The 22,070-nt window shown below is 37.6% G+C and carries 29 protein-coding genes; all 29 read right to left on the bottom strand.

Translation table 11 applies throughout. The annotated features are described in order from the left end of the window. The 29 genes from QZ136_RS02570 to QZ136_RS02430 all read right to left on the bottom strand — a co-directional run bounded on the left by QZ136_RS02570 (nucleotide 1) and on the right by QZ136_RS02430 (nucleotide 22,038). A complete protein-coding gene (locus tag QZ136_RS02570; RefSeq protein WP_291400003.1) occupies nucleotides 1–993 on the bottom strand; it encodes a DNA-directed RNA polymerase subunit alpha in 993 nt (330 codons plus the stop codon). A gap of 159 nt (nucleotides 994–1,152) precedes the next feature. Beyond that, nucleotides 1,153–1,761: a 30S ribosomal protein S4 gene (rpsD, locus tag QZ136_RS02565; RefSeq protein WP_291400001.1), complete on the bottom strand. Its 609-nt coding sequence runs from the start codon at nucleotides 1,759–1,761 to the stop codon at nucleotides 1,153–1,155. Between the two features lie 78 nt (nucleotides 1,762–1,839). Then, nucleotides 1,840–2,229, bottom strand: a complete 390-nt coding sequence (gene rpsK, locus QZ136_RS02560; RefSeq protein ID WP_291399998.1) for a 30S ribosomal protein S11 — start codon at nucleotides 2,227–2,229, stop codon at nucleotides 1,840–1,842. A 181-nt stretch (nucleotides 2,230–2,410) separates the two neighbouring features. Next, on the bottom strand, nucleotides 2,411–2,788 hold the full coding sequence (gene rpsM / locus QZ136_RS02555) for a 30S ribosomal protein S13 (protein WP_291399996.1): 378 nt from the start codon (nucleotides 2,786–2,788) through the stop codon (nucleotides 2,411–2,413). Nucleotides 2,789–2,862: 74 nt separating this feature from the next. Further along, a complete protein-coding gene (rpmJ, locus tag QZ136_RS02550) occupies nucleotides 2,863–2,979 on the bottom strand; it encodes a 50S ribosomal protein L36 (protein WP_079702220.1) in 117 nt (38 codons plus the stop codon). A gap of 7 nt (nucleotides 2,980–2,986) precedes the next feature. Beyond that, nucleotides 2,987–3,205, bottom strand: a complete 219-nt coding sequence (gene infA, locus QZ136_RS02545) for a translation initiation factor IF-1 (protein WP_026897900.1) — start codon at nucleotides 3,203–3,205, stop codon at nucleotides 2,987–2,989. Nucleotides 3,206–3,348: 143 nt separating this feature from the next. After that, nucleotides 3,349–4,134: a type I methionyl aminopeptidase gene (gene map / locus QZ136_RS02540; protein WP_291399987.1), complete on the bottom strand. Its 786-nt coding sequence runs from the start codon at nucleotides 4,132–4,134 to the stop codon at nucleotides 3,349–3,351. A gap of 5 nt (nucleotides 4,135–4,139) precedes the next feature. Next, nucleotides 4,140–5,468 carry a preprotein translocase subunit SecY gene (gene secY, locus QZ136_RS02535; RefSeq protein WP_291399985.1) on the bottom strand — a complete coding sequence of 443 codons (1,329 nt, stop codon included), beginning with the start codon at nucleotides 5,466–5,468 and terminating at the stop codon, nucleotides 4,140–4,142. A gap of 6 nt (nucleotides 5,469–5,474) precedes the next feature. After that, nucleotides 5,475–5,921 carry a 50S ribosomal protein L15 gene (rplO, locus tag QZ136_RS02530; protein WP_291399983.1) on the bottom strand — a complete coding sequence of 149 codons (447 nt, stop codon included), beginning with the start codon at nucleotides 5,919–5,921 and terminating at the stop codon, nucleotides 5,475–5,477. A gap of 2 nt (nucleotides 5,922–5,923) precedes the next feature. Then, nucleotides 5,924–6,103: a 50S ribosomal protein L30 gene (rpmD, locus tag QZ136_RS02525; RefSeq protein WP_163402601.1), complete on the bottom strand. Its 180-nt coding sequence runs from the start codon at nucleotides 6,101–6,103 to the stop codon at nucleotides 5,924–5,926. 5 nt (nucleotides 6,104–6,108) lie between these two features. Continuing rightward, nucleotides 6,109–6,627, bottom strand: coding sequence for a 30S ribosomal protein S5 (rpsE, locus tag QZ136_RS02520; RefSeq protein ID WP_291399980.1), 519 nt, complete (start codon nucleotides 6,625–6,627; stop codon nucleotides 6,109–6,111). 60 nt (nucleotides 6,628–6,687) lie between these two features. Beyond that, a complete protein-coding gene (gene rplR / locus QZ136_RS02515; RefSeq protein WP_291399978.1) occupies nucleotides 6,688–7,041 on the bottom strand; it encodes a 50S ribosomal protein L18 in 354 nt (117 codons plus the stop codon). Nucleotides 7,042–7,046: 5 nt separating this feature from the next. Continuing rightward, nucleotides 7,047–7,604, bottom strand: a complete 558-nt coding sequence (gene rplF, locus QZ136_RS02510) for a 50S ribosomal protein L6 (protein WP_291399976.1) — start codon at nucleotides 7,602–7,604, stop codon at nucleotides 7,047–7,049. A 17-nt stretch (nucleotides 7,605–7,621) separates the two neighbouring features. Continuing rightward, nucleotides 7,622–8,023: a 30S ribosomal protein S8 gene (gene rpsH / locus QZ136_RS02505; protein ID WP_363244696.1), complete on the bottom strand. Its 402-nt coding sequence runs from the start codon at nucleotides 8,021–8,023 to the stop codon at nucleotides 7,622–7,624. 180 nt (nucleotides 8,024–8,203) lie between these two features. Then, nucleotides 8,204–8,473, bottom strand: a complete 270-nt coding sequence (rpsN, locus tag QZ136_RS02500; protein WP_090706504.1) for a 30S ribosomal protein S14 — start codon at nucleotides 8,471–8,473, stop codon at nucleotides 8,204–8,206. Then, nucleotides 8,473–9,039: a 50S ribosomal protein L5 gene (rplE, locus tag QZ136_RS02495; protein WP_291399970.1), complete on the bottom strand. Its 567-nt coding sequence runs from the start codon at nucleotides 9,037–9,039 to the stop codon at nucleotides 8,473–8,475. The genes rpsN and rplE overlap by 1 nt, the downstream gene beginning before the upstream one ends. Beyond that, on the bottom strand, nucleotides 9,039–9,380 hold the full coding sequence (gene rplX, locus QZ136_RS02490) for a 50S ribosomal protein L24 (RefSeq protein ID WP_363244679.1): 342 nt from the start codon (nucleotides 9,378–9,380) through the stop codon (nucleotides 9,039–9,041). Before rplX ends, rplE begins: the two co-directional genes overlap by 1 nt. 1 nt (nucleotide 9,381) lies before the next feature. Continuing rightward, nucleotides 9,382–9,750 carry a 50S ribosomal protein L14 gene (gene rplN, locus QZ136_RS02485; protein ID WP_291399968.1) on the bottom strand — a complete coding sequence of 123 codons (369 nt, stop codon included), beginning with the start codon at nucleotides 9,748–9,750 and terminating at the stop codon, nucleotides 9,382–9,384. Between the two features lies 1 nt (nucleotide 9,751). Then, nucleotides 9,752–10,009: a 30S ribosomal protein S17 gene (rpsQ, locus tag QZ136_RS02480; RefSeq protein ID WP_291399966.1), complete on the bottom strand. Its 258-nt coding sequence runs from the start codon at nucleotides 10,007–10,009 to the stop codon at nucleotides 9,752–9,754. Nucleotides 10,010–10,022: 13 nt separating this feature from the next. Next, nucleotides 10,023–10,250 carry a 50S ribosomal protein L29 gene (gene rpmC, locus QZ136_RS02475; RefSeq protein WP_291399964.1) on the bottom strand — a complete coding sequence of 76 codons (228 nt, stop codon included), beginning with the start codon at nucleotides 10,248–10,250 and terminating at the stop codon, nucleotides 10,023–10,025. Between the two features lie 105 nt (nucleotides 10,251–10,355). Beyond that, nucleotides 10,356–10,778, bottom strand: coding sequence for a 50S ribosomal protein L16 (rplP, locus tag QZ136_RS02470; RefSeq protein ID WP_291399962.1), 423 nt, complete (start codon nucleotides 10,776–10,778; stop codon nucleotides 10,356–10,358). A 103-nt stretch (nucleotides 10,779–10,881) separates the two neighbouring features. After that, complete coding sequence (gene rpsC, locus QZ136_RS02465) at nucleotides 10,882–11,748, bottom strand: 30S ribosomal protein S3 (protein ID WP_291399960.1); 867 nt, start codon at nucleotides 11,746–11,748, stop codon at nucleotides 10,882–10,884. 6 nt (nucleotides 11,749–11,754) lie between these two features. Beyond that, complete coding sequence (gene rplV / locus QZ136_RS02460) at nucleotides 11,755–12,117, bottom strand: 50S ribosomal protein L22 (RefSeq protein ID WP_291399958.1); 363 nt, start codon at nucleotides 12,115–12,117, stop codon at nucleotides 11,755–11,757. A 3-nt stretch (nucleotides 12,118–12,120) separates the two neighbouring features. Further along, nucleotides 12,121–12,387 carry a 30S ribosomal protein S19 gene (gene rpsS, locus QZ136_RS02455; RefSeq protein ID WP_291399956.1) on the bottom strand — a complete coding sequence of 89 codons (267 nt, stop codon included), beginning with the start codon at nucleotides 12,385–12,387 and terminating at the stop codon, nucleotides 12,121–12,123. Beyond that, entirely contained in the window at nucleotides 12,387–13,211 is an 825-nt protein-coding gene (rplB, locus tag QZ136_RS02450; RefSeq protein WP_291399950.1) for a 50S ribosomal protein L2, read from the bottom strand. Before rplB ends, rpsS begins: the two co-directional genes overlap by 1 nt. Nucleotides 13,212–13,218: 7 nt before the next feature. Continuing rightward, on the bottom strand, nucleotides 13,219–13,509 hold the full coding sequence (rplW, locus tag QZ136_RS02445) for a 50S ribosomal protein L23 (protein ID WP_090706520.1): 291 nt from the start codon (nucleotides 13,507–13,509) through the stop codon (nucleotides 13,219–13,221). Nucleotide 13,510: 1 nt separating this feature from the next. Then, nucleotides 13,511–14,140, bottom strand: a complete 630-nt coding sequence (rplD, locus tag QZ136_RS02440; protein ID WP_291399946.1) for a 50S ribosomal protein L4 — start codon at nucleotides 14,138–14,140, stop codon at nucleotides 13,511–13,513. Between the two features lie 4 nt (nucleotides 14,141–14,144). Then, nucleotides 14,145–14,762, bottom strand: a complete 618-nt coding sequence (gene rplC, locus QZ136_RS02435) for a 50S ribosomal protein L3 (RefSeq protein ID WP_291399944.1) — start codon at nucleotides 14,760–14,762, stop codon at nucleotides 14,145–14,147. Nucleotides 14,763–15,021: 259 nt separating this feature from the next. Next, nucleotides 15,022–22,038, bottom strand: coding sequence for a hypothetical protein (locus QZ136_RS02430; RefSeq protein ID WP_291399942.1), 7,017 nt, complete (start codon nucleotides 22,036–22,038; stop codon nucleotides 15,022–15,024). Nucleotides 22,039–22,070 lie beyond the last annotated feature (32 nt).

The following is a 22,070-nucleotide window of genomic DNA, read 5'->3' as shown; positions in this document are numbered from 1 at the left end:
TTATTCTTCGTCTAATTTAAATTTTGAAAGGTTCATACCGAAAGATAAACCTTTAGATTTTACTAAGTCTTGGATTTCTGTTAAAGATTTCTTACCAAAGTTTCTGAATTTCAACATATCAGCTACATCATAAGAAACAAGATCAGCTAATGAACGGATATCTGCTGCTTTTAAGCAGTTTAATGCACGCACAGAAAGATCAAGATCAACTAATTCCATTTTAAGGATTTTACGCATGTGTAAGATTTCCTCATCAACTTCTTTAGTTTCTTCTTTAGCCTGAGACTCAAGCATGATGTTCTCATCAGAGAATAACATGAAGTGGTGAATCAAAATCTTAGCTGCTTCTTTCAAAGCATCTTCAGGATGAATCGATCCATCAGTTGAAATATCAAGAACAAGCTTCTCATAATCGGTCTTTTGCTCTACACGGAAGTTCTCAATAGAATACTTAACATTCTTGATTGGAGTGTAGATAGAATCGATTGCAATAACACCTAGTGGTGAGTCAACGCTTTTATTTTCTTCAGCGGCAACATAACCTCTACCCTTGTTAACAGTTAATTCGATCTCTAAAGTAACTGAAGACTCCATATTACAGATCACAAGATCCGAATTAAGAACTTCAAAGTTATTTGAGAACTTGGAAATATCACCAGCTTTAAACTGATCTTGACCAGTGATAATTACGAAAATCTTTTCGCTATCACCAGAATCACCAGTCTTTTTGAAACGCACTTGCTTCAAGCTAAGAATGATTTCAGTTACGTCTTCAACAACACCTTTAATTGTTGAGAATTCGTGAGAAACTCCTGAAAAACGTACAGAAGTTATTGCAAAACCTTCCAAGGAAGATAAAAGTATTCTGCGTAAAGCATTACCAATAGTTACACCAAAACCAGGCTCTAATGGTCTGAATTCAAATGTACCGTCGAAATCCGTAGATTTCTGCATGATAACTTTATCAGGTTTCTGAAATGCTAAAATTGCCATTTATCAAATTTGTTTATTGTTTATGGATATGAGATTTGAGAAATGAGAAATGAGCTAAACCCATATCTCCCCGCCCTATCTCTAACCTTTTCAGGCTAATATTTATGAAACTAGATATGAGATTCCGGTATAGAAATCTCATATCTCAAATCTCATATCTTATTTAGAGTACAACTCGACGATTAGATTTTCCTTGATGTTTTCAGGAATTTCTTCGCGACTTGGTAGGTTAAGGAATTTACCAGTTAAGGTATTTGCATCCCACTCTAACCAACTAAATTTATTGATTGTTCTAGCAGCAACTGAATGAGCTACAGCTTCAAGGCTTTTTGAACGTTCACGCACAGCGATAACATCACCAGCACGTAAAGAATAAGAAGCGATGTTTACAATTTCACCATTCACAGTAATATGCTTGTGACCTACAAGCTGACGAGCAGCTGAACGGGTTGGAGCAATACCTAAACGGTAAACAGTATTATCTAAACGAGCTTCAAGAAACTTTAATAAGTTCTCTCCAGTAATACCTTCTTTTGCAGAAGCTTTGTGGAAAAGGTTCTCGAAATAACGTTCTAATACACCATAGGTATATTTAACTTTTTGCTTCTCCATTAACTGCACAGCAAATTCTGATTGCTTACCTCTTTTTCTTGAGGTACCGTGCATCCCTGGAGGATAATTTTTTCTTTCTAATGCCTTATCAGGACCAAAAATTGGTTCTCTGAATCTACGGGCGATTTTGGACTTGGGTCCTGTGTATCTAGCCATTGTTGTGTGTTTTTTAAAGTATCATCCCAACCATGTCGGGAGAATCTTAGCTTTAAAAATGATTATTAATTATATGTATTAAACTCTTCTTCTCTTTGGAGGACGGCAACCATTATGTGGTAGCGGGGTAATATCCTGAATTGTAGTTACCTCAATACCAGCAGTTTGCAAAGTACGGATAGCAGACTCACGACCAGAACCTGGACCTTTAACGTAAACTTGAACTTTACGAAGACCAAGATCATGAGCAACTTTTGCACAATCACCAGCAGCCTGACCAGCAGCATATGGAGTGTTTTTCTTAGAACCTTTGAAACCCATCTTACCTGCAGAAGACCATGAGATAGTCTGACCTTGAAGATTAGTTAAAGTAATAATGATGTTGTTAAATGTAGCATTAATGTGTGCTTCACCAATTGGTTCAACAATTACAATACGCTTTTTGGTAACTTTTTTAGTTTTAGCCATTTTTAGAGATTTTAGATATGAGACTTGAGATGTGAAACACATGCCCTCTACTCATATCAATTTCTTGTTTTAGTCATGATTTAGATTCCATAGAATCTTAAAATCATATCCGCTTAATCTGTTAATTAATAAAGAAATAGACTTGACATACTCTCATATCTCAAGTCTATTATCTCATATCTTATTTAGTTGCCTTTTTCTTATTAGCAACAGTCTTACGCTTACCTTTACGAGTACGAGAGTTATTCTTAGTACGTTGACCACGAACTGGAAGTCCCTTACGGTGACGCAGACCACGGTAGCAACCGATGTCCATTAAACGTTTGATGTTCAATTGTACTTCAGAACGTAAAGCACCTTCAACTTTGATTTCATCATTAATGAAACCACGAATTGCTGCTAACTGATCATCAGTCCAATCTTGAACTTTAATATTCACATCAATACCAGCATCATTAAGGATCCTTTGTGCGGTTGCCTTTCCGATACCGAAAATGTAAGTAAGTCCGATCTCTCCTCTTTTGTTTTTTGGTAAATCAATACCTGCTATCCTTGCCATATTTATATTTAATGATTGAATGAATGATTAAATGCGTGAAATTAGATCAGACATCAATCCTTCTTGTCAATTTATTATCCCTGACGTTGTTTATACTTTGGGTTCTTTTTGTTGATCACATAAAGTACTCCCTTACGACGGATTACTTTACAGTCAGCACTACGTTTTTTGATGGATGCTCTTACTTTCATCTTTATCCTATTTATATCTGTATGTTATTCTGCCTTTACTCAAATCATAAGGCGACATTTCCAATTTCACTTTATCTCCTGGAAGAATTTTGATGTAGTGCATCCTCATTTTTCCAGAAATGTGCGCGATAATTTCGTGTCCATTTTCTAATTCAACACGAAACATTGCATTAGACAATGCCTCTCTAATAATTCCGTCTTGTTCTATTGAAGCCTGTTTGGCCATATATTATTTAAATTTCTCCTGATTTAACATAAACAAGTGTCGAAAATATCGCTCTCTCCGAATAAATTATGAGATAAAGCTGTATTTTTCATTCTCAAGCCCATCCTATCAGGGATGCAAAATTAAATAAAAAAATTTAATATTTAATCTTTTTGTTGTAAAACTTGTTCTATGTATTCAAATGTTGAAAGAACATCGGCTTTACCCTTCTTAATTGCCACTGTATGCTCATAATGAGCAGATAATTTTTGGTCTATTGTACTAACAGTCCATCCATCTTCCCAAAATTTAACACCAGCTTTACCAGCATTAATCATTGGTTCTATGGCAATCACCATCCCCTCTTCCAATTTTATTCCTGAACCACGTTTACCATAATTAGGAACCTCAGGTTTTTCATGGAGTTTAACACCAACACCGTGACCAACAAGTTCTTTCACTACACCGAAGCCATTCTTTTCAGCATGCTCTTGAACGGCATATCCCACATCACCCACTCTCATACCAACAACTGCCTTTTCAATACCAAGTTTCAGACATTCCTTAGTAACTTCTAAAAGTTTTAAGGTATCAGCATTAACATTTCCAATTGGAAAAGTATAAGCTGAATCTCCAAAAAAATCATTTAGAATAACTCCACAATCAACAGAGACAATATCTCCATCTTTTATTTGGTATTCACTTGGAAAACCATGAACCACTTGATCATTAAGAGAGATACAAAGTGAATATGGAAAACCATGATAATTTAAGAATGCTGGCACTCCACCATGATCACGAATAAATTCTTCAGCGATCTTATTTAGATGAATAGTCTTTACACCTTCTCCGATGTTTTTTGCAACTTCGGCAAGAGTTTTAGAAACTAGCAGAGAACTTTCTCTAATTTTTTCTATATCCTCTAAAGACTTGTAAAAAACCTTAGACATCTATTTTATATTCCAGACGCTCCAGCTGAAACCGGAGTACGACCTTTAACCCTACCAGTCTTCATTAAGCCATCATAATGACGCATTAATAAATGACTTTCTACTTGTTGTAAAGTATCTAATACAACACCTACAAGAATTAGCAAAGATGTACCGCCATAAAAATTAGCGAACTGACTATTGATACCTAAAATAATTGCAATTGAAGGCATGATAGCAATAATAGCTAAAAATATAGATCCTGGCAAAGTAATTTTTGAAATTACAGCATCGATATAGTCACCAGTAGTTTTACCAGGTTTTACGCCAGGTACAAATCCACCATTTTTCTTCATATCATCAGACATTTGAACCGGATTAACGGTAATGGCTGTATAGAAGAAAGTAAAGGCAATGATCATAAATGCAAAAGTAAGATTATACGTCAATGAAGTATAATCACTAAATGCAGTAAGGAATGAAGATTGCGCAGATGGGAAAAATGAACTAATGGTTGTTGGTATAAACATAATCGCTTGAGCAAAAATGATTGGCATAACACCCGCTGCATTCACCTTTAAAGGAATATACTGACGAACACCACCATACTGCTTAGCACCAACAATCTTTTTAGCGTACTGAACAGGAATCTTACGAACACCTTGAACAATCAAAATGGTAAACATGACCACTAAAAACAAAGCTACAATCTCTACAATGAAAGAAATTAAACCACCTTGAGCACCCATTCTAGAATTGAATTCAGATAGAATACCAAAAGGTAACTGAGCGATAATACCCACCATGATAATCATGGAAATACCATTTCCAATACCTTTATCAGTAATTTTTTCACCTAACCACATTACGAACATAGTTCCTGCGGTAAGGATAAACATTGAAGTTATGCTAAACATTGGTTCTGAAAGCAAACGAGCATCAGGACTAATTTGAGAACGAACATAACCAATTGCTTGTAGAGCAGTGATAATGATTGTCAGGTAACGAGTCACCTGATTAATCTTTTTACGTCCGCTTTCACCTTCCTTTTGAAGTTTTTGGAAATAAGGAACAGCGATACCTAATAACTGCACCACGATAGATGCAGAAATATAAGGCATAACGCCAAGTGCAAATATAGATGCTCTAGAGAAAGACCCTCCAGCAAACATATTCAACAACCCTAGTAAACCTTCTTTTGCTTGAGCATCATCAAGAGATGCAGAATCAACACCCGGAAGAACAATGAATGAACCTATTCTATAAATTAAAAGACATAAGAGCGTGAATAAAATTCGAGCTCTTAAGTCTTCAATTTTCCAGATGTTGGAAAGCGTTGAAAAAAACTTTTTCATGAATAATTATAATTTAGCTATAGCACCACCAACTGCTTCAATTGCTTTTTGCGCAGAAGCTGAGAATGCATGTGCTTTAACATCCAATTTGGATTTAACTTCACCTCTACCTAAGATCTTAACTAAATCATTCTTTGAGGCTAAACCATGCTCTCTGAATGTATCAAAATCGATAGCGGTTAAATTATACTTTTCTGCAAGAGCTTGCAATGCATCTAAATTAACACTAACATATTCTGTACGGTTAATAGGATTAAAGCCCACCTTAGGTAAACGACGTTGTAAAGGCATTTGACCACCTTCAAAACCGACTTTACTCTTGTATCCAGAACGTGATCCAGCACCTTTATGACCACGAGTGGAAGTTCCACCGCGACCAGATCCGGTTCCACGACCGATACGTTTTCTATTTTTTGTTGAACCTTCTGCAGGTTGTAAGTTACTTAAGTTCATGATTAGATACTTTCTACTGCTACTAAATGATTAACTTTTCTCACCATTCCGATAATCGCCGGATTAGCTTCAACCTCTACAGAATGGTTTATTTTTCTTAAACCTAATGCCTGCATAGTTCTTTTTTGACGCTCGCTTCTATCGATAACGCTTTTAATCTGGGTTATTTTAATTTTAGCCATGATGATTATCCGTTAAATACTTTATTTAAATTAACGCCACGTTGTTGAGCTACTGTATAAGCATCACGTAATTGTGAAAGTGCTAATACTGTTGCTTTTACCACGTTGTGCGGGTTTGACGAACCTTTAGATTTTGCAAGTACATTATGTACACCGGCACTTTCAAGTACCGCACGCATTGCACCACCTGCGATAACACCGGTACCCGGAGCAGCAGGTTTAATGAATACGAAGCCTCCTGAATATTTACCTAACTGCTCGTGAGGAACAGTTCCGTTAATAATAGGAACTTTTACAAGATTCTTCTTTGCATCATCAATTCCTTTAGCAATAGCTTCAGTAACCTCTTTTGCTTTACCTAAACCGAAACCTACGATTCCGTTTTCATCTCCTACCACTACGATAGCAGAAAAACTGAAGGTACGTCCACCTTTGGTAACTTTAGCAACACGTTGGATGCTAACTAAGCGATCTTTTAATTCGATTTCGCTTGATTTTACTCTTTTTATATTGATAGTTGACATTCTCTTTATTTTATGATAACACCGATATTATTGATATATGATCGCTGTAACCGATGCTAATTAAAATACTAAACCAGCTTCACGTGCACCTTCAGCCAATGACTTTACACGACCGTGGTACAGGTAGCCATTTCTGTCAAAAACAACTTGGTTTACACCTGCTGCTAATGCTTTTTCTGCTACTGCTTTACCAACAGCTTTTGATTGATCAGATTTATTTCCATTGGCAACAAAATCTTTAGATAAAGATGATGCTGAAACAATAGTTTTTCCGCTATTATCATCGATAATCTGAGCGTAAATCCCTTTATTGCTTCTGTACACTGACAAACGCGGGCGCTCTGCAGAACCTGTTAATCTCTTTCTGATTCCTCTTTTGATTCGCTCTCTGCGAGATAATTTAATTCCTGCCATGATGATTATTTTTTAGCGGCTGATTTACCAGCTTTTCTTCTTAACACTTCACCAACAAACTTAATACCTTTACCTTTGTAAGGCTCTGGAGCACGTAGAGAACGAATTTTCGCTGCTACTTGTCCTAATAATTGCTTGTCGATACTCTCCAATATAACTACTGGGTTTTTACCTTTTTCTGAAGTAGTAGTAACATTAATTTCTTTAGGTAATTCAAACACAAAGTGGTGAGAATATCCTAACACTAAATCCAAAGTATTACCTACGTTCGTAGCACGGTAACCAACACCCACAAGCTCTTGCTCTGATTTGTATCCTTCAGTAACACCAACAACCATGTTATTGATTAGTGAACGATATAAACCATGAAGTGCTTTATGACGTTTTTGCTCTGAAGGACGTTGTACTGTTAAAACACCATCTTCCTGAACAATTTTAATATCTGCATCTACATCCTGAGTTAATTGACCTTTTGGACCTTTAACTGTTACAAGGTTCGTATCAGAAACTGTTACGGTTACACCTGCAGGGATATTAATCGGGGCTTTTCCTATTCTTGACATCTTCTCTTATCCTCCTATTAATAAACGTAACATAAAACCTCACCGCCAATATTCAAGTTCTTAGCTTCTTTATCGGTCATAATACCTTTAGAAGTAGAAAGAATAGCGATACCTAAACCGTTTAATACACGTGGCATATTTTCAACGCCAGCATATCTTCTTAAACCAGGAGTACTCACACGTGAAATATTGCGAATAGCTGGAACTTTTGTTATAGGATTATATTTCAAAGCGATTTTAATCGTTCCTTGAGTATTTGTATCCTCAAACTTGTAATTGGTGATGTAACCTTTGTCAAAAAGAACTTTTGTCATTTCTTTTTTAAGGTTTGATGCAGGAATCTCTACAACGCGGTGGTTAGCCTTAATGGCATTCCTTACTCTCGTAAGATAATCTGCTATTGGATCTGTATTCATTATTTATTTGTTGTGATAGTGGTTTCCTTTCCAACCTATTCGGAACGACCTGCTATCGGTTAATTTATTTAGTTTAATATTGGTAGGCAATTAGCTACATACATAAAGCACGTACGCTTAATATAATATTTGCAATATTAGATAATATCCAAAATTATGATTAAAAACCTAAAAATAAAAATTTTACCAAGATGCCTTACGTACTCCTGGGATTTTACCTGCCAATGCCATTTCACGGAATGTTACCCTTGAAATACCGAATTGACGCATATATCCACGAGGACGGCCAGTTAATTTACAACGATTGTGTAAACGTACTGGTGAAGAGTTTTTAGGTAATTTATCAAGACCTTCAAAATCTCCAGCAGCTTTTAATGCTGCTCTTTTATCTGCGAACTTGGCAACTAATCTGGCACGTTTTACTTCACGTGCTTTTACACCTTCTTTAGCCATTATTGATTGTTTGTAGTTTGATTCTTAAATGGTAAACCGAATTGCTTTAATAATTCTAAAGCTTCAACATCAGTCTTAGCAGTAGTAACAAAAGTGATGTCCATACCCATGATCTTATTGATTTGATCAATATTGATTTCAGGGAAAATGATTTGCTCAGTTACACCTAAAGTATAGTTTCCACGTCCGTCAAAACCCTTATCATTGATGCCTTTGAAATCACGAATACGTGGTAAAGCTACAGCGATCAAACGATCAAGAAATTCGTACATGTGGTTATCACGTAGAGTTACACGCACACCAATTGGCATACCCTTACGTAACTTAAAGTTAGATATATCTTTCTTTGACTTTGCAGGAATGGCTTTCTGACCAGTAATAGTGGTCATTTCATTAATTGCATTATCAATTAATTTTTTATCTGTTGACGCTCCACCAACACCTTGGTTGATAGCGATTTTTTGTAAACGTGGAACCTGCATTACGCTTTTATACTGGAATTTATCCTTTAAAGCAGTAACGATTTCTTCGTTATATTTTGATTTTAATCTTGGTACGTAAGTCATTACTTAATTTCCTCCCCAGACTTTTTAGAGATGCGAACTGATTTACCATCTGCATTTTTCTTCTTACCTACGCGAGTTGGTTTACCAGATTTGGCATCAACAAGCATGATATTTGAAATATGAAGACTAGCCTCTTTCTTAATGATACCTCCATTTGGAGTAGCAGCATTTGGTTTTGTATGTTTAGATACCATGTTGGCACCTTCAACTATAATTCTGCTAGTAGCTAGCTGAACTTCTAATACCTTACCTTGTTTTCCTTTAGAGTCGCCTGCAACAATCTGCACTAGATCTCCTTTACGGATCTTCAACTTAGGTTGTGATTTTATTTTCTTTTCCATTTTACAAAACCTCCGGTGCTAATGATACAATCTTCATGAATTGTTTTTCACGTAGCTCTCTAGCTACAGGGCCGAAAATACGTGTTCCACGTGGCTCGTCCTGAGCGTTCAGCAATACAGCTGCATTATCGTCAAAACGGATATATGAACCGTCTTTTCTTCTGATCTCTTTTTTTGTTCTCACAACAACTGCCTTAGAGACAGATCCTTTTTTGATGTTCCCTGATGGAATAGCGCTCTTTACAGTGACAACAATTTTATCACCTATGGATGCATAACGCTTTCCGGTACCACCTAAAACACGGATAACTAAAACTTGTTTAGCTCCACTGTTGTCAGCAACATTCAGTCTTGATTCCTGTTGTACCATGTTACTTAGCTCTTTCTAAAATTTCCACTAATCTCCAATTCTTGGTTTTACTCAGCGGACGAGTTTCCATGATTAACACTGTATCACCGATACCGCAAGTGTTAGTCTCGTCATGAGCCATAAATTTGGTAGTTTTCTTAACGAACTTACCATAAATCGGGTGTTTCACTTTACGCTCTACAGAAACAACAATAGATTTCTCCATTTTGTTGCTTACAACCAACCCGGTTCTTGTTTTTCTTAATTTTCTTTCTTCCATTTTGGACTTTTATTTATTCAGAAGCGGACTCTGTCGCAGCAGATGCTTTTGCTTCCGCCTTGCGCTTAGTCAATTCTGTGTTTAAACGTGCTACATCCTTTCTAACTTTTGTAATCCTAGTAGGATTTTCAATAGCAGAAACAGTATGAGCAAATTTCATTTTTGTGAGATTAGCCTTCTCTTCATTAATGCGTGCTATAACTTCTTCAGTTGTTAGCGCTTGTATTTCTGAACTTTTCATATTTCTTTATTTCTTAGTTGGTTAGTTGGTTAGTTAGTTAGATGGTTAGTTTTTAGTTATTATTAAAAATTTCTAACTACTAACTACTAAGTACTAAGTACTAATTTATGCTTCTACGAAATCTCTTCTAGTTACAAATTTTGTTTGAACTGGTAACTTTTGAGCAGCTAAACGCATAGCTTCTTTTGCAACTTCCAAAGGCACGCCTTCAGCTTCAAAAAGCATTCTTCCTGGTCTTACAACTGCTACCCAATATTCTGGAGCACCTTTACCTTTACCCATACGTACTTCAGCTGGCTTCTTAGTAACTGGCTTGTCCGGGAAAATACGGATCCAAACCTGACCTTCCCTTTTCATAAAACGGGTAACGGCGATACGAGCTGATTCAATCTGACGACTGGTAATCCAGGCTGGCTCTAATGATTTGATTCCGAAAGAACCAAAGGCTAATTCTGCACCGCGACCGGCCAGACCTTTCATTTTGCCCTTCTGCATCTTTCTGAACTTCGTTCTCTTTGGCTGTAACATGTTCTTATTTTTTTTGGTTGTTAGTTGTTAGTTGGTTAGAAGCTGGTTTTGTTAGAACACTGCATCTAACTATTAATTACTAAAACTAATCACTAATTTTAAATTATTTTTTACCTCTGAAACCACCACCGGCATTACCACCACGGTTTTGACCACCTGCTCCACCGCCACGATTTTGACCACCACGGTTATCACCACCGCGTCTGTCGCCACCACCACGATTATCAGAACGTCTGTCACCTCCGCCACGTCTTTCACCGCCACCAGCAAATGGTGCCGATCCGCCTTCTGGTCCTCTACCTTTTACTCCAGTTGTTTGACCAATGTTAGGTGAAAGATCACGCTTTCCGTAAACTTCGCCTTTCATAATCCAAACCTTAACACCGATTTTACCATAAGTGGTAAGTGCTTCAGATAAAGCATAATCGATATCAGCACGGAAAGTATGCAAAGGAACACGTCCATCTTTATATTGCTCAGTACGTGCCATTTCAGCACCACCTAAACGACCAGAACACATAATTTTGATACCTTCAGCTCCCATACGCATAGTTGATGCGATTGAAGTTTTCATGGCACGACGGAAAGAAATTCTAGCTTCTAATTGCTTTGCAACTCCTTCACCTACTAATTGTGCGTCTAATTCAGGACGTTTGATTTCAAATATATTGATTTGTACGTCTTTCTTTGTTAGTTTCTTAAGCTCTTCTTTGATCTTATCAACTTCCTGACCACCTTTACCGATCACAATACCCGGACGAGCAGTGTGAATAGTGATAGTGATACGCTTCAAAGTACGTTCGATAACCACTTTGGATATACCGCCCTTTGAAATACGAGCTGCCAGGTATTTTCTGATCTTTTCGTCCTCAACTAATTTATCAGAGTAATTGTTACCACCGAACCAATTAGAATCCCAACCTTTGATGATTCCTAATCTGTTACCTATTGGATGTGCTTTTTGTCCCATTTCTCCTTACTTAGTTATTGGTTCACTTTTTTTACTATCAACTATCAAAGTTACGTGGTTAGAACGCTTACGAATTCTGTGTCCGCGACCTTGAGGAGCTGGTCTTAATCTCTTTAACTGGCGACCTCCATCGACCATGATAGTTTTCACAAACAATTCATTGTCTTCAGGACGTTGACCTTCATTTTTCAATTCCCAATTTTTGATAGCTGATAATAAAAGTTTTTCAACTCTTATTGCAGCTTCCTTATTGGTAAACTTTAAAATATATAAGGCTTTCTCAACCCGTTCACCTCTGATCAGATCAACAACCAATCTCATCTTACGTGGTGAGGTAGGGCAATTATTTAATTTTGCTATTGCTTCCATTGCTTATTTTTTCTTATCAGAGTGACCTCTAAATGTTCTGGTTGGAGAAAATTCACCAAGCTTATGCCCAACCATGTTCTCAGTTACATATACAGGAATGAATTTATTTCCATTGTGAACTGCAAATGTATGTCCTACGAAATCCGGAGAAATCATAGATCTACGTGACCATGTCTTGATCACAGTTTTCTTATTACCCTCATTTTGAGTAGCTACTTTCTTCGCTACATTATGATCTATATAGGGTCCTTTTTTTATTGAACGTGCCATTATTTCTTCCTTCTCTCTATGATGTAACGATCAGACGCTTTCTTTTTATCGCGGGTTTTGAAGCCTTTAGATAATAAACCTTTTCTTGAGCGAGGGTGACCACCTGATGATCTACCTTCACCACCACCCATAGGGTGATCGACTGGGTTCATTGCTACACCACGAACTCTTGGACGACGTCCTAACCAACGCTTTCTTCCTGCTTTTCCTAAAACCTCATTTGCTTTTTCGGAATTTGAAACAGTTCCGATAGTTGCAATACAAGTAGCTAAGATCATACGAGTTTCGCCAGAAGGCATTTTAATAATCGCATATTTACCATCACGTGCTGAAAGCTGAGCATAAGCACCTGCACTACGAGCAATAATTGCTCCCTGACCAGGGTTAAGTTCAATGTTGTGGATGATAGATCCTAGTGGAATATTCTTCAAAGGAAGCGCATTTCCAATTTCAGGAGCCGAAGCTTCACCTGAAACAACCTTCATTCCAACTTTCAAGCCTTCCGGAGCAATAATGTAACGTTTTTCACCATCGGCATAATTTACCAAGGCGATACGTGCACTACGATTCGGATCGTACTCAATTGTGGCAACAGTTGCGGGGATATCGTTTTTATCGCGTTTAAAATCAATCAATCGGTATGACTTTTTATGTCCCCCACCGAGATAACGCATAGTCATTTTACCGGAATTATTTCTACCGCCGGACTTCTTGATGCTAGTTACTAACGATTTTTCTGGAACGTTAGTAGTCACATCAGAGAAAACTCCTCCTACTCTGAAACGAGTACCCGGGGTAACCGGTTTAAATCTTCTTACTGCCATGTCTTAATTAAATATTGCTGTAAAAGTCAATGGTTTCACCATCTTTAAGCGTTACTATTGCTTTTTTGTACTTAGGAGCATTTCCTGTTACAACACCAGCTTTAGTGTTACGCGATTTTGTTTTTCCATAAACAACTATCGTATTGATAGCTTGGATATTCACTCCATACATTTTTTCGATCGCACCTTTGATCTCCAATTTGTTGGCTCTGTGATCAACCTTGAATGAGAAGCGGTTTAACTTTTCAGTTAACGCTGATGCCTTCTCGGTTAGAATTGGTTTCTTTAAAATTTCCATCTTACTTAGCGAACGCCTCCTCCAATGTTTTAACAGTTTCAGTAGTAAGCAATAAAGTTCCTGAGTTTAATACATCATATGTATTTAATTCTGCTGCAGTAACCACTTTTGCTTTCTTTAAATTTCTGCTTGATAAATAAACATTATTATTTGCTGCAGGTAAAACTAGTAATGTTTTAGCATCACTAAGCTTTAAATCAGCCATAATTTTCGCGTAGTTTGCAGTTTTGATTGAATCAAAAGTGAAAGCTTCGAGAACAACGATATTATTATCTTTTGCTTTGTATGAAAGTGCAGATTTACGAGCTAAAGATTTAAGCTTTTTGTTAAGCTTGAAACTATAGTCGCGGGGTTGCGGACCGAAAACACGACCACCACCATTGAACAATGGAGATTTGATTGATCCTGCACGGGCACCACCTGTACCTTTTTGCTTATATAATTTTTTGGTAGATCCGGCGATCTCATTACGTTGCTTAGACTTGTGCGTTCCTTGGCGTTGATTAGCCAAATATTGCTTAACATCTAAATAAATCGCATGATCGTTTGGTTCTACTGCGAAGATCGCATCAGGAAGTTGCACCTTGGCACCTGTTTCTTTGCCTGATATATTTATAACCTTAACTTCCATCTTCTTATTTATCAACGATTACGTAAGAACCCTTAGCTCCCGGAATTGAACCGCTAACTACTAATAAGTTTTGCTCTGTGTACACTTTCAAAACCTGAAGATTTTGAATTTTAACACGATCGCCACCGGTACGTCCTGCCATGCGCATTCCTTTGAATACACGTGAAGGCCATGAAGATGCACCCAATGAACCTGGAGCTCTTAAACGGTTGTGTTGTCCGTGAGTTTGACCACCAACACCACCAAATCCGTGACGCTTAACTACACCCTGGAATCCCTTACCTTTTGAAGTACCAACCACATCAACATAATCACCTTCGGCAAAAATCTCAACACTTACAATATCTCCAAGCGCTTTTGCATCTTCAAAACCTTTAAACTCAACAAGCTTACGCTTAGGAGTGGTTTTAGCCTTTGCAAAATGACCCTTTAAAGATCCTGTGGTGTTTTTCTCTTTCTTGTCGTCGAAAGCTAACTGAACTGCTGCGTAGCCGTCTGTATCGACGGTGCGTAGTTGGGTAACTACACATGGCCCAGCTTCGATTACTGTACAAGGGATGTTTTTCCCTTCAGCATCGAATATGCTGGTCATTCCTACTTTTTTTCCAATAATTCCTGACATTTTCTTTAATCAATTTGTGTCCATCGAAGCAGTAGGGCTTCGTTCAAGACATAGTAAACCCCTGTAAAGGGAGGGCAAAGATAGGAAACTCTTCTTAATAATCAAATAGTTGAGCGATTATTTTTAAATAATTTGCATTTCGTCCTTAAAATATTTGAAAAGCTAAATAATTATAACTCAAAATGAAAAAACGAATTAATCCACCTTTAGTAATTGATGGATTAACTCGTTGAATATTATTGTTTTATTATAATTTATTTTAATTAAAAATTTTAAATTTTATAGTTCTATCAGGAAGATCAATTGGAGCTGTACTTGTATTAGTAAATTTAATTTTTACCGCATTGCTTCCACTAACCCATACAGTAAATACGCCTTCAGCGCTAGCAAGTTCGTCAGGCAATCCAATACTCACAACATCTCCTAAGTTTACACTACCAGCAAATCCCACACTTATAGTTTGGCTTGTTCCAGCAGCGACTTCTGGAAAATCAATTGTTTTCTCAAAAGATATGGCACTTACCAATATTCCAGAAGTAGGCAAGGTTACATTTGTTGGCCCAGTTGAAGTTAATGTAATTGAATTTGAGCCTGAAGTAGCTAATGTGCTACCATTATCCAATGTTAAAGTAGCTGAGCTACTAGGTTGAGTTATAGTTACTTTATTTATTGAGTTAGCAGTTGCTGTACCTAAAATTGGTGTTATTAATGTAGGTGAGTTAATAGTTGCAGATGCAATTAATGCTGACGCAGTTGTAGCAGTCGCAGCATTCCCAGTAACACTTCCTACAATTGGCTCATTGAATGTTTGTATTCCACTGAATGATTGAGCTGCATCCGCCCTAGCCAAAGTTGCATTAGTTGTAGGAAGAGTATAGGTTTTTACATCTACCGAAGGACCTACAAATCTTGTAAAGGCGCTTCCTGTCCCCCCAAATGCGGGAGCTATAACCTGATCTAAATTTGCAGAACCATCAAAGGCATTTCCATAAATTGTTTTTGTAGCAGCTAATTTAGTCGCAGTTGCTGCATTACCCCCTGCATTTCCAGAAATACTTCCAGAAATTTGTTCAACAAAAGTTTTTACTCCTTGTATAGTTTGATTGCTTGTTATGTCAACAAAGTTTTGAGTTGAGCTACCAGTACCTCCAAGAGAAATTGGGATGGTTCCTTGTATATGTGTGGATAAATCAATTTTACCCCAAGATGGAGCAACACCTACCCCATTACTAATTAATGCATTACCAACAGCTGCACTCGGTAATCTAGATAAAGCTGAAGTTGTAGAAGCATATAACATATCACCAACCAAATAATTGCTATTACCAGTACCTCCAGCTGTTGTAGGTAACGTACCTGATGCTATAGAATTAGCACTTGATGCAAATAATGCACCTCCCGATGTTAATGTAGTTAAACCTGTACCACCATTAGCTACTGGTAAACCCGTACCGGTGTTATAATTAATAGCTAGCGTCCCATTTGCAGTAATTGGGCTACCAGTTATGGTTAAAAATGAAGGTACCGTTGCAGCTACTGACGTAACTGTACCATTAGTAATGGTAGGCTTATTCTTAATGGACGTCGCACCTGAGCTTGCATCCCAATCAATATATTGTGCAGTTAGACCGTTTGCAGGAACTGAGATATCGGCGCTTCCGTCAAAAAGAATCCCATTAATAGTTCTAGCTGTAGCCAATTTTGTTGCGGTTGCCGCATTTCCACCAATGTTCAAATTTGCAACAGGGGTTAATGAACTCACTACAAATGGAGCAGTTCCAGTAGTAGCAGTAGATGTTAATGAACCTGTTAAAGTAAGACTTGAACCATTTGCAGTGCCAATATTGGGATTTACCAAATTTGCGCCACTCGTCAAGACCACATTACCTGTACCATTTACAGGCGTAACAGCCAATGCTCCATTATTACCAGAGGTAGTAACTATACCATTACTCGACAAATTACTCAGGTTTGTGATATTTTGAGTAGAGTTCACAGTAACAGTCCCGCTAGAATTAGTCAAACCTGTTGAAAAAGTTAAAGCAGATTGTTTTGCGTTAAAGCTTGTCCAATCTGCAGAACTTAAAGCTCCACGATTTGTTGCAGATGCTGTAGGGACGTTTAGAGTAATTATAGGTGTAGAAGTATTGGTTGCAACTGTAGAGCTTAAATCAGTACCAGAGGTGCCTAGCGTTAGGGCAGCGACAGAAGTTACTGTACCACTATTCAATGTAGGTTTATTAAGAATTGCTTTACCCCCACTTATCGCATTCCAATCGACATAGGCATCGTTTAACCCAGCAGCTGTACCGGTAGTATTTTGATTTAATGTAGGAACATCACCCGCTAAAATAGTTGACAATAAAGTATTAATGCCATCACTACGTAAATATCTGCCAGCAGCTTGAGTCCCGGCAAGGTTATTTAATGCTGTCTGCTGATTTGTTGCTCCTGTACCTCCATTTGCAATAGCTACAGTTCCAGTTACATTAGATGCATTACCAGTTACACTACCTACAATTGGGTTAGTTACAGTTAAAGCTCCTAATGTTCCTACACTAGTTAAGCTTGATGTTGTAATTAAAGGATTTAAAGTATTTCCTGTTAAAGTTAAAGCAGGTGCATTAATATTAATTGGACCAGTACCATCAAAATCAACTCCATTTATTGCTCTTGGGGTTGCAAGCTTTGTTGCAGATCCTGCATTACCGCCGACACTTAAATTGGTTACCGGAGTGGTTGAAGTAACAACAAAAGGAGCATTTCCATCAGCAATATTTGATGTTATTACACCATTAACAGTTAAAGATGTTGCCGATGCTGCTCCTAAGATAGGAGTAACCAAAGTTGGCGAATTAGCTCTAACTACATTACCTGTACCGACAGTCGATATTTCCTCAACTACACCTGTCCCGGCCGTTTCACGACCTAAAACAGTATTAGTAGCAACATCTTCTATTTTGTCTAAAGTAACGGCCGAATTGGCAATTTTGGAGGTGGTAACTGCATTGTTTGAAATTGTTAAGGCTGTAGCACCAGTTACATCTCCTGTATGAGTTGCATTTGCATTTGCAGAAATATTTCCACTCAACTTACTAATTGCGTTTACAATATTATCAGTTGCTGCAACAACACCTGGTGCACTCGAAAAACCTGTCAAAACTTTATTAATAACTGCATCATTTTTAACTGTAGTCGAGTTTCCAACACTTGTAACTTCACCAGTTAAATTAGCATTGGTGGTAACATTGGTAGCTAATGTTGCCGTAGAGGCATTTCCAGTGATACTTCCATCTATTGGATTAGTTACTTTCAAGTTTGTTAAAGTTCCAACACTTGTTAAACTAGAATTTAAAACTGTAGAATTAAGGGTCGTTCCAGTTAATGTTGAAGCATTGGCAGTAACCGTGATATCGGCACTACCATCAAAAGGAGTACCATTGATGTTTTTAGTTGCTGCGAGTTTAGTTGCTGTATTAGCTGTAGCAATATTACCATCAATAGTGGTGGTAAATTTCTGTAAACCTGTAAAAGTCTGCGGACCACTTGTTACAGCTAATGTTGCATCAAAATTAGGTAAAGTATATACTTTCTTAGTGATAAATGGGCCAGTAAACTCCGTAAATGCATTTCCTGTACCCCCACTTTGCGCAGGCAATATTCCTGAAACATCAGAAGTTAAAACTACAGATCCCCATGCAGGAGCTGTCAAACCACCTTTTAGCACTTGATTAGCCCCACCAAGTGGAAGTCTTTTAGCTGAGCCAAGAGTTTCACCGTAGATCATATCACCGGGACTAGTCATAGGTGATAAATTATCAAATCCAGCCTGTTTGGTATTTGCGCCTGTTCCTCCGTTTGCTATTTGAACTACGCCTGACACATTGTTTGCGTTACCAGAGACATTTCCATTTAATGTTCCAACGAAAGTTCCAGCAGTAATTGTTCCACCTCCAACATTAAGACTGGATCCCGTTGCATCACCAATTTTTGGAGAAACAAGTTGTGCACCACTTGACATTACGATACTACCTGTTCCAGTTTGATTAGTGGTAATAAGTGGAGTACCTCCACCTAGTATTAAACTAGTACCTTCTGCATCACCGATTAGTGGTGATACTAATTTGGGAGCAATCAATGTCTTTTGTTCCAGAGTTTCTGGTTCAATTAAAGTAGCTAGTGTGCCTGATGGTGGCAATGTAACCACCCCTCCCCCAATATTAGGTCCATTTAAAACAGTAAAACCAGATTGCACACCTGCCAGTCTGAGCATACCATTTACTCCACCAACGCCTCCAACGCCTGGCGTACCAAATGTTTTTGGTCCAGTAACTACCTGATCACCAGCTAAAATCATATCACCACCAGCAAGGTTTTGAAATGAAGGTGGCAAGCCTGGGCCATTAGACCTTAAAACCTGACCAACTGCTCCAATAACAGTCGAAACATTATTAGTTCCATTTCCAATAAGTATGCCACCTGAAGTTAAACTACTTAAACCTGTTCCGCCATATTGAACTTCCGTTACTGTACCTGGACCAGTTGTAGCCCATGAAGGGATTAGAGATGTACCCACTTGTTGAACACGCAGAACTGAACCAATAGGACCAATTGACAATTTTTTAAGAGTGTTTGAACTTTCTGCAAATAAAATATCTCCAACTGCATATGATGCAAACCCTGTACCGCCATTTACTGGTAAAACTAAGCCTGTTGGACTAATAGTAGTTGCAGTTTTTGCATTCCCATCGAATATACCTGAGAAAGTGGGAGCAATTAATACACCCGTTGAAGGGTTATATTTCAAATTAGAGCTACTTACTTTAACAGGTAAATTACCTGAATTTCCATCCACAAAAGTTAGTGGTTTAAAAGAATTACTAGCTAAATCATCGGTAATGGAAACATTAGCCGTATTAGTAGCATCAATAGCATTGGTAGCAATACCATCTAAATTTCCTTTCAAATCACCTTCGAAATTTTTTGCTATTAAAGTCCCGCTTGCTGGAATATATTTTAAATTAACTCCATTTGATCGGAGTGGCTGATTTCCAGCAGCATTATTTACGAATAATGGGTATGTTTCTGCAGAGTGTGATGCATCATCAATAATTTCAGATTTCAAGGCATTATCTGCAGTTGTTGCATTTGTAGCAGATACAGCCGATAAGGCTGATGTTGCTTGCCCCGTTACATTACCAACCAGCGGACCAGCAAATCCTGTAGAAGTTAAAATCCCATTTGAAGGATTATATTTTAGATTATTACTACTTGCCTTAATGGCTTGATTTCCTGAAGCTGTTCCCACAAAAACTGGAAAAAATGTACCATTAGTGGAATTATCATCAGTAATAGCACTATTTACTGCGTTAGTAGCTGTAGTAGCTGAAGTAGCAGTCTTAGCATTTCCGAATAAATCTCCATTGAAAGTTAATGCGGTTAATTCGCCTGTTAAAGGTTTAAATCCTAAACGATTGGTACTTACATTTGGCTGTAAAGATCCCGTAAGGGCAGATACAAAAACAGGATAAACTGTTCCCGCGCTTATGTCATTTGTAGTAACATTTATTTTAGACGAATTTTCAGCGTTTTTAGCATTACTAACTTCTCCAGTTACATCTCCTACCAAATTACCTACAAAACCTTTAGCAGTTAAAATGCCGGTAGATGGAACATAGCTTAAATTAGTGCTACTTGATTTTACGGACTGATTGCCAGTTGGTGAATTGACAAATACTGGATAAGTTGGTAGATTATTGGTTATATCATCTGTAATTGCAACATTAGACGCATTAGTCGCTGTAGTTGTACTACTCGCATTTCCTATAAGTTCCCCTCTAAATTTAGGTGAGATTAACTCGCCAGCAACTGGGAGGTACTGAAGTTGACTATTATTGACTTTAATAGAAGTTTGACCCGTAGTTGCATTTACCAAGGTTGGATAATAAGTTGCAACACCCGGAACAACTTCACCAACCTCAAGATTGGATGCATTATCTGCTTGCTGTGCATTAGAGACTTTTCCTGTAACATCACCAACTAAATTCCCCACAAAGCCTTTGGCAGTTAATATTCCTGTTGAAGGAACATACTTCAGGTTACTACTGCCTGATTTAATTCCCTGATTACCCGATGCTGCTCCAACAAAAGTTGGATAAAATACGGAAGTACTTGAATTATCATCTGTAATGGCACTATTGAGTGTGTTTGTTGAAATTACAGCATTATTTGCATTATTTGCAGTTAAAGCGGTATTTGCCTGACCATTCACATCCCCAACCAGATTACCCACAAATCCCTTGGCTGTTAAAATCCCTGTTGAAGGAACATAGCTCAGAAATGTACTAGTTGATTTTAAAGCTTGATTTCCAGTAATAGCATTCACAAAAACTGGATAAGTAGGCAATGAGTTTGCCGAATCATCACTAACAGCCACATTTGCTGCATTGGTTGCTGTTGTGGTGGTTGTTGCATTTCCTTGTAAGTCGCCTTTAAAAATAGGAGCTGTAAACTCACCCGTAGCAGGTAGATATTGTAATTTTGCACTATTTATCGTGGCGGTAAGTGGACCAACTTTTCCAGTAACAAATGTTGGATAAACTGGATTGTTGTTAATATCATCCTCAAGAATTTGAATATTTGTAGCATTTAGTGCATCAACCGAGGACGTAGCAACACCTGTAACATCACCCACTAGATTTCCTCTAAAGCCCTTAGCTGTTAGTATTCCAGTATTTGGAACATAGCTTAAATTTGTACTACCTGTACGAATTGATTGACTGCCTGGCGTGTTTGTAACAAATGTTGGATATGCAACTGTAGAGGTTGATAAATCATTGGTGATATTTACATTGAGAGCATTGGTAGCGGTACTTGACAGAGTAGCTGTAGATGCATTTCCAATTAAATTACCTGTAAAATTTTGAGCGGTTAAGGTCCCACCTACAGTCAAATTATTAAAGGTACCATTGCCCCCTAATGATCCAGCTAAGAATTCCCAACCCGTAGTTTTTCTTACGTATAAACCTACTGCTGGCCATTTTGTTAGATAAATGAGCATACCGTTTGGGGGACTAAGCGTATTAATCGCAATGGTATCCGTTAAACGGGGCAATAATAATCCTTGATTATTACTTTCAAGCTCCAAAATAGATGATGGCTCAATAGTAGAACCATTTGTACCTATTTTTATCTGAGCAGAGGCTATATTACCAATTCCTACAAATAGAAAAGTAGCGACAATAAAACCCAAAATTGAATAATAATTAAATCTCATAGTAGTTGTTTTTATACAATATTTTTAAAACT

The organism is Daejeonella sp. (assembly GCF_017495225.1).
GTDB lineage: Bacteria > Bacteroidota > Bacteroidia > Sphingobacteriales > Sphingobacteriaceae > Daejeonella.
This window is presented reverse-complemented; position numbering and strand designations above follow the sequence as displayed.